General features: G+C 65.2%; 1 protein-coding gene. It reads right to left on the bottom strand.

Features of this window, described 5'->3' with window-relative positions; all coding sequences use genetic code 11:
- Window positions 1-121: 121 nt before the first annotated feature.
- The coding region (locus tag U5805_RS31435; protein ID WP_322107383.1) for a YadA family autotransporter adhesin at window positions 122-2,726 on the bottom strand (2,605 nt) is incomplete at its 5' end.

Here is a 2,726-nt window from a genome sequence, read left to right as displayed (position 1 = left end):
AGCGGACTTCCGAGGAAGTCCGCTTTGACATTCGGGCCGAAACTGCCGGCCCGATTGAGCGCTTCGCAGCTAACCGGAAGCGGGCATACCGCACCCACGCTTCCGGCTTGCCATCAGACGCTTACCACTGGTACGACATACCGCCGCCAACCGTGGCACCGCCACCCGACGAGTAACCGCCGCCCACCTTCACCTTGATGTTCTGGGTGATGCGAGCCGACGCGCCCATCGCCACGGCTTGATAGCCCTGGTAGTTGGCCGTACCGACACCGATCGCGATCGTCTTGCCCTGATCGACGTCCGGGATCATCGTCAACGCCGTTGCTGCCGCAACACCGCCGTAGGCGTTACGCGCCACCGAGCTGATGCCGCTCTGGAGCTGATTCAAACCGCTCTGGAGCTGCCCGACGTTCACGGCATCCGTTGCGTTGACGCCGTTCGCGACGTTCGTGATGCGGCGCTCGCTGCCCTGGGCGCCGACCGAGACGGTGTTGTCCTCGTCGGCCACCGAGTTCGCACCGATCGCCACCGAGTTCGCGCCGGTCGCCGCAGCGTTGGCACCCATGGCCGTCGAGTTGTTGCCGCTCGCCGAGGCCTTGTCGCCCATCGCCGTCGAGTTCGCACCCGATGCCGTTGCGCCGCCGCCCGCTGCGATCGAGTTACTGCCCGTTGCCGAAGCCGGGCCGCTCGTCGTGTTGGTCGAGATGAACTGCGAACCCGTGTCGCCGATGTTCTGGATCGCTTGATCCAGATTGGCAACTTGCTGGTTCGTGGCCCACAACTGCGCACCGTTCACGGCGTCGGTGCTCGTTGCGGTGAGCGTGCCGTTTGCAACGTTCGTGAGCACCACCGGCGTGGTCGAGTTCGACCCGCCCAACGTGATCTTGCTATGCGCCGACGAGTCGTACTGGACAGCGTCCGCAATCTGGCCCGCGATGTTCGTCACGTCGCCTGCGATGCTGGTGATGGTGTTCTCGATGTTCGTCACGCGACCGTCGAGGTTCGTGATCGCGCCGCCGACGCTGGTGAAGGTGTTGCCACCCACGTTGTACGTCGGAGCCGAGATCGTGCCGTCGCCGCTCACCGTCGAGCCGCCGCCGAGTGCGGCAGCCGTGCTCGACGCCGTGTTGTACAACTGCGTGCCGTTGACCGCGTCGGTGCTGCTTGCCGAGATCGAACCGCCAGCCACGTTGTGAATCACGACCGGAGCATGGTCCGTGCTGCCGCCCAGCGTGATCGAGCTCATCGACGTGTCATCGTACATAACGAAGGCATTCGTCATGTTACCCGACGTATCGAAGCGCGCGCCCATTGCATAGAGCTGGCCACCGTTCACCGCGTCGGTGCTGGATACGCTCACATCGCCCGCTGCCACGTTGTGCAACTGGACCGGCGCGTGACCGGCGCCGCCGAACGTCACCGAGGTCATCGACGTATCGTCGTAGGCGACGAAGGCGTTCAGCAGGTTGCCCGAGCCATCGGTCTTCGCACCCAGCGCATACAGTTGCGAGCCGTTCACGGCGTCGACGCTCGATGCGTTCAGCGAGCCGTTGGCGACGTTGGTCAGCGTAACCGGCTTGGTCGCACCGACACCGCCGAGCGTGATCTTGCTCATCGACGTGTCGTCGTAGGTGACGAACGCATTGAGCAGATTGCCCGAACCGTCGGTCTTCGCGCCCAGCGCATAGAGCTGCGAGCCGTTCACGGCGTCGACGCTCGAAGCGTTCAGCGAGCCGTTGGCGACGTTCGTGAGCGCCACCGGACCATTGGTCGTGCCCGCGCCGCCCAGCGTCAGTCGAGTGTGTGCGTCGTTGTCGTACACAACACCGTTGACCGAGCCGGTTGTTGCCTTGGCGTCGATCGCCGCGAGCGCCTCGCCAACGTTGGTGAACGTGCCGTCGGAGAAGCCGTACGTCGGCGTGCTGATCGCGCCGCTGGAAGTGACCGTCGCACCGCCGCCCAGGGCAGCTGCCGTCGAGCTGGCGAGACCGTAGAGCTGGCCGCCGTTCACGGCGTCGGTGCTCAACTGTCCCACCACGCCTGCTGCCACGTTGTGGAGCTGAACCGGCGCGTGAGCCATGCTGCCGCCGAACGTGACCGAGTTCATCGACGTGTCGTCGTAAGCGACGAATGCGTTGAGCAGGTTGCCCGAACCATCGGTCTTCGCACCCAGCGCATAGAGCTGCGAGCCGTTCACGGCGTCGACGCTCGAAGCGTTCAGCGAGCCGTTGGCGACGTTGGTCAACGCAACCGGCGTGCTCGAACCGACGCCGCCGAGCGTGATCTTGCTCATCGACGTGTCGTCGTAAGCGACGAACGCGTTGAGCAGGTTGCCCGAACCATCGGTCTTCGCACCCAGCGCGTAGAGCTGCGAGCCGTTCACGGCGTCGACGCTCGATGCGTTCAGCGAGCCGTTGGCAACGTTCGTGAGCGCCACCGGACCCTTGGTCGTGCCCGCGCCGCCCAGCGTCAGCTTGTCGTGAGCGGACGTGTCGTAGCTCACGGCATTCGGCGAGTCGCTACCCTTGCTGTCGATCGCGGCCAGCGCCTCGCCCACGTTGGAATACGTGCCGCCTGCAACGTCGTAGACCGGGCTCGTGAGCGTGCCGTCCGAGTTGACCTTCGTGTTTCCACCCAGCGCGGTAGCGGTGGAGCTGGCGACGCCGTAGAGCTGGCCGCCGTTCACCGCGTCATAGCTCGACTGTCCCACCACGCCTGCTGCCACA

Source organism: Paraburkholderia sp. J41 (genome assembly GCF_905220235.1).
GTDB lineage: Bacteria > Pseudomonadota > Gammaproteobacteria > Burkholderiales > Burkholderiaceae > Paraburkholderia.
The sequence above is the reverse complement of the archived record's forward strand: the minus strand, read 5'-3'. Positions and strand labels throughout refer to the sequence as shown.